Source organism: Nocardioides sp., from assembly GCF_047607365.1.
In the GTDB taxonomy this organism is placed as follows: Bacteria; Actinomycetota; Actinomycetes; order Propionibacteriales; family Nocardioidaceae; genus Nocardioides.
The window spans coordinates 1-5,264 of sequence record NZ_JASGDD010000076.1; the positions used below are offsets into that span (position 1 = coordinate 1).

Consider the following 5,264-nt stretch of genomic DNA (forward strand, 5'->3'; position numbering starts at 1 on the left):
CCGGCTGCCCGCGCCGGCCGCACGCGCGCCCCACCCGCGGACCGCTCCGGAGCACCGCTTCGAGGAGCTCTCCGCCCTCTCGGCGCACAGCTCCTACGAGCTCGACTGACCAACCCTCCCCTCCCTCACAACGACGAAGCCCCCGCCGGTCGGCGGGGGCTTCGTCTGTCGCCCGGGCGGCATCTGCGTCGTCCGGCGCGTGCGATCGCAAGGCGGAGGAGGGAAGGCGGCCTTGGAGCGAAGCGGCCGCCGACCGACGACAACGCCGCGAGCGTGCGTGCCGGGCGGCGCAGATCAGTGGAAGGAGTCGCCGCAGGCGCAGGAGCCCGTGGCGTTGGGGTTGTCGATCGTGAAGCCCTGCTTCTCGATGGTGTCGACGAAGTCGATCGTCGCGCCGTTGAGGTAGGGGCTGCTCATCCGGTCGACGACGACGTTGACGCCGTCGAAGTCGGTGGTCACGTCGCCGTCGAGGGTCCGCTCGTCGAAGAAGAGCTGGTAGCGCAGGCCGGAGCAGCCACCGGGCTGGACCGAGATGCGGAGCGCGAGGTCGTCGCGGCCCTCCTGCTCGAGCAGGCTCTTCACCTTCGCGGCCGCCTCACGGCTGATGTTGATGCTGTCCGTGCGGTGCTCGAACGTGGTGTCGGTCATGCTGGCTCCCTGAGGGTGGGTGCGGTCGTCGTACGTAGGGACAAGTGTCGCACAGGCCTGTGTATTCCCGGCCGTGCGAGCCACGTCGAACGCGTTCGATCGCTCGGTCCTTGTGCTCAGTCCTTGTGCGTCTTGCCGGGCAGCTCGAGCATCCGCTCCAGCGCGAGCCGGGCGAAGTGCTCGGTGTCGGGGTCGACCTCGATCACGTTGGGCACGTCGCCGGCGACGAGCGACTCGAGCGCCCAGACGAGGTGGGGCAGGTCGATGCGGTTCATCGTCGAGCAGTAGCAGACGTTGCGGTCGAGGAAGACGATCCGCTTGTCCGGGTGGGCGTGCGCGAGGCGCTGGACGAGGTTGAGCTCGGTGCCGACGGCGAAGGCCGAGCCGGGCGGCGCGTTCTCGATCGTGGTGATGATGAACTCGGTCGAGCCGACGAGGTCGGCCTGGAGCACCACCTCGTGCTGGCACTCGGGGTGCACGATCACCTGGAGATTGGGGATCTCGGCGCGGAGCTCGCCGATCGTGTCCGGGGAGAACCGGCCGTGGACCGAGCAGTGCCCCTTCCACAGGATCATCGTCGCGTCCTCGAGCTGCTCCCGGGTGAGGCCGCCGTCGGGCTTGAGCGGGTCCCACACGACGTTCCTCTCCAACGGGATGCCGAGCTTGAGGACGGCGGTGTTGCGGCCGAGGTGCTGGTCGGGCAGGAAGAGCACCTTGGAGCCGCGCTCGAAGGCCCACTCCAGCACGGTCTGGGCGTTGGACGAGGTGCATACGACCCCGCCGTGACGGCCGCAGAAGGCCTTGATGTCGGCGGAGGAGTTCATGTAGGTCACGGGCACGACGTCGTCGGCGATGCCGGCCTCCTCGAGTGCCGCCCACGCCTTCTCGACCTGGAGCAGCCGGGCCATGTCGGCCATCGAGCAGCCGGCGGCCAGGTCGGGCAGGATCACGCGCTGGGCCGGCGAGGTGAGGATGTCGGCCGACTCGGCCATGAAGTGCACGCCGCAGAAGACGATGAACTCCGCGTCCGGGCGGGCCGCGGCGTCGCGGGCGAGCTTGAAGGAGTCCCCGGTGACGTCGGCGAACTGGATGACCTCGTCGCGCTGGTAGTGGTGCCCGAGCACGAAGACGCGGTCGCCGAGCGCCTCCTTGGCCGCGCGAGCGCGCGCCACGAGGGAGGGGTCGGAGGCGGCCGGCAGGTCGCCGGGGCACTCGACTCCACGCTCGGAGTCGAGATCGATGCCGCGGCCCAGGGGCAGCAGCGGAAGGTCGACGGTCGTCACACGCCGATTCTAGTCGGCGGCCTGACGGCGACCGGACGAGCCGGCGGCAGCGCGACCGTGATGGTGGTGCTGCCGGGGACGCTCGCCAGGGAGACGCTGCCGCCGTGGGCGCCGACGATGGCCTTCACCAGGGCGAGGCCGAGGCCGGCGCCGGTGTCGGCGTCGTGGCTCCGGGAGGCGTCGCCGCGGACGAAGCGCTCGAACGGGTCGAGCCCGGCCGGGAAGCCGGGGCCGTCGTCGTGCACGCTGAGACCGCCGTCGGTGACCGCGACGGTCACGACGGTGCCCGGCGGGGTGTAGCGCCGGGCGTTGGTCAGCAGGTTGGTCACCACCTGGTGGAGCCGCAGCTCGTCGCCGGTGACCTCGACCGGCTCGTCCGGCGCCGCCACCACCCAGGCGTGGTCGGGCGCGAGGACCTGGGCGTCGACGACCGCCTCGAACGCCAGCCGGGTGAGGTCGACCGGCTCGGCGTCGAGCGGTCGCCCGGAGTCCAGCCGGGCCAGGAGCAGGAGGTCCTCGACGAGGGTCGTCATCCGGCCGGACTCCTCCTCGACCTTCGCGAGCGCGGTCGCGACGGTCTCGGGCCGCGCCCGCGCGAGCTCGGTGTAGCCCCGGATCGTGGTGAGCGGGGTGCGCAGCTCGTGGGAGGCGTCGGCGACGAACTGCCGGACCTGCTGCTCGCTGCGATGGCGCGCCGCGAGCGAGCTCTCGACGTGCTCCAGGAGCGTGTTGAGGGCCGCGCCGACCTGGCCGACCTCGGTGCGCTCGTCCGTCAGCCCGGCCGGGAGCCGCTCCAGGGTCCCGATGTCGCCGGTGGCCAGGGGAAGGTCGGCCACCGAGTGGGCGGTCGCGGCGACGTCGCGCAGCGGACGCAGCTGACGGCGTACGAGGAGGAGGCCGGTGGCGGCGGCGGCGAGCAGGCCGAGCAGCACCAGGGCGATCTCCCACCTGATGAGGGAGGAGGTGGCGGCGTCGACGTCGGTCGTGGGCAGCCCCGTGACGAGTACGCCGGAGGCGACCCCGCCGCCGGAGGCCAGCTCGACCTCGCGGATCGCCACGCGGTAGGAGCCGTGGCCGGGGACGCTGACGCCGTGCACCGCCTGGTCCCGGGGCAGCTCGGCCAGCCGGGCGAGGGCGCGGGTGCTGAGCGTGCTCTGCGCCCCCGGCGTGTCGCCCAGCACCTGTCCCTCGCGACGGTCGCCGACGATGACCGCGTTGAGGGTCCGCGGCGGCTGGTAGCGCCCGCCGGGGCCGGGACCGCCGGGCTGGTCGGTGTCGGCCTGGGCCGCGAAGATCCGCACCGACCGGCGTACGTCCTGGTCCAGGCGGGAGGTGAGGTAGCTCTTCATCGCCACCGTCGTCAGGACGGCGATGACCGACGACACGCCGACCACGAGCACGACGGCCGTGACGACCAGGCGCGTGGTCAGCGTGAGCTTCATGTCACGACATGATCACACGGTGGGGCGCAGCACGTAGCCCGAACCGCGCAGGGTGTGGATCATCGGCTCGCGGCCGACGTCGATCTTCTTCCGCAGGTAGGAGATGTAGAGCTCGACGACGTTGGCCTGGCCGCCGAAGTCGTAGTTCCAGACCCGGTCGAGGATCTGGGCCTTCGACAGCACCCGGCGCTGGTTGCGCATGAGGTAGCGCAGCAGCTCGAACTCGGTCGCGGTCAGCTTGACCGCCTCTCCCCCGCGCCACACCTCGTGGCTGTCCTCGTCGAGGACGAGGTCTCCTACGGTCAGGACCGCCGTGGTGGGTCCGCGCCGGGCCCCGGCGCGCCGCATCAGGCCCCGCAGCCGGGCCACGACCTCCTCGAGGGAGAAGGGCTTGACGACGTAGTCGTCGCCGCCCGCCGTGAGGCCCGCGACCCGGTCCTCGACGGAGTCCTTCGCGGTGAGGAAGACCACCGGCAGGTCGGGGTCCGAGGCCCGCATCCGGCGCAGGACCTCCAGCCCGCCGATGTCGGGCAGCATGATGTCGAGGACGACCGCGTCCGGCCCGAACTGGCGCGCCGCGCTCACCGCGTCGGAGCCGGTGTGCGCGGCGCGGACCTCCCAGCCCTCGAAGCGCAGCGCCATCGAGACCAGCTCGGCGATGTTGATCTCGTCGTCGACCACCAGGACCCGCAGCGGCGAGCCGTCGCCGCGGGTCAGAGTGCTCGTGGACATGTCGTCATCCTCGACTCCTCGCCTGTGAACTTCCTGTGAGAGATCTGCGAAACCTCAGCGACCCCCGGGGCCGCCACCCATGCCTCCGCCGCCGCTGAAGCCACCGCCTCCGAAGCCGCCGCTGCTGCTGCCGAAGCCGCGGGTGGAGCTGCTCGACGTGCTGCTGGTGGGAACCTCCTCGTCGAGGTCGGCGAGCACGACCTGCTGTCCCTTCTCCAGGCCGTCGGTGACCTCGGTGCGGGTCGTGCCCACGACCCCGGTCGTGACCCGGGTGCGGGTCGTCACGCCGTTCTCCACCACCAGCACCACCCCGTCGGAGATCGCGCTGGTCGGCACCGTGAGCACGTCGGTGGAGGTGCCCACGACGATCGCGACCGACGCCGTCGTGCCGTTGGGCAGGGTCAGGCCGGTGTCGTCGAGCGTGATGACGACGGGGTACGTCGAGGAGCTGGACGTGTCGCTCGTGCTGGCCACGTGACTGACCCGGGTGACCTCGCCCTGGAGCGCGTCGGCCGCGCCGGCGGGGGTGACCTCGGCGGTCTGGCCCTCCTCCAGCGTCGCGGCCTGCGTCGCGCTGACCGACACCTCCACCGTGGTCTGGCCGGAGCCGAGCAGGACGCCGATGGCGCTCCCCGCCGAGGCGCTGTCGCCCTTCGCGACCGAGAGCGAGCCGATGGTGCCGCTGAACGGCGCCGTGATGACGGCTCCCTCGAGGTCCTGCTGGGCCGAGATCAGGTCGGCCTCCGCGGAGTCGATGTCGGCCTGGTCGTTGGCCAGGTCGGACGCGGTGATCTCCCGAGTGGCGCTCGACGCGCTGCTGGAGCTGCTGGAGCTGCTCGAGCTGCTGGACGACGACTTGCCGCTCGTCGAGGAGCCGCCCGACGTCGTGCTCGAGCTGCTGCCGAGGGTCTTCGTGAGGGTCGCGAGCGCGTCCTGGAGATCCTGCTGCGCGGTCTGCGCCTTCTCCTGCGCGGCCTGGACCGCCGACAGCGCGTCGGTGCACGCCTGGGCGGTCGGGTCCGCGGTGCAGGTCGTGTTCTCGGCGGCCAGCGCGTCCTTGGCGTCCTGGAGGGCCGTGGTCGCCGCGGTCTGGGCGTCGGTGACCGCCGTCTGCTGCGCGGCGAGCTCCGTGGCCGCCTGCTGCGCCGCGGCGGCGGCC

The 5,264-nt window shown here is 72.1% G+C and carries 5 protein-coding genes; all 5 read right to left on the bottom strand.

Translation table 11 applies throughout. The features are described from left to right. Nucleotides 1–294 precede the first annotated feature (294 nt). Nucleotides 295–648 carry an iron-sulfur cluster insertion protein ErpA gene (gene erpA, locus QM572_RS06115; protein WP_415091114.1) on the bottom strand — a complete coding sequence of 118 codons (354 nt, stop codon included), beginning with the start codon at nucleotides 646–648 and terminating at the stop codon, nucleotides 295–297. A gap of 116 nt (nucleotides 649–764) precedes the next feature. Then, complete coding sequence (gene nadA / locus QM572_RS06120) at nucleotides 765–1,931, bottom strand: quinolinate synthase NadA (protein WP_415091116.1); 1,167 nt, start codon at nucleotides 1,929–1,931, stop codon at nucleotides 765–767. Further along, the gene (locus tag QM572_RS06125; protein ID WP_415091118.1) at nucleotides 1,928–3,373 is read right to left on the bottom strand and encodes a sensor histidine kinase; all 1,446 of its coding nucleotides are present in this window, start codon (nucleotides 3,371–3,373) and stop codon (nucleotides 1,928–1,930) included. Before QM572_RS06125 ends, nadA begins: the two co-directional genes overlap by 4 nt. A gap of 12 nt (nucleotides 3,374–3,385) precedes the next feature. After that, on the bottom strand, nucleotides 3,386–4,105 hold the full coding sequence (locus QM572_RS06130; protein WP_415091120.1) for a response regulator transcription factor: 720 nt from the start codon (nucleotides 4,103–4,105) through the stop codon (nucleotides 3,386–3,388). A gap of 54 nt (nucleotides 4,106–4,159) precedes the next feature. Continuing rightward, nucleotides 4,160–5,264, bottom strand: a 1,105-nt coding sequence (locus QM572_RS06135; RefSeq protein ID WP_415091122.1) for an efflux RND transporter periplasmic adaptor subunit, incomplete at its 5' end; no start/stop codon positions are given.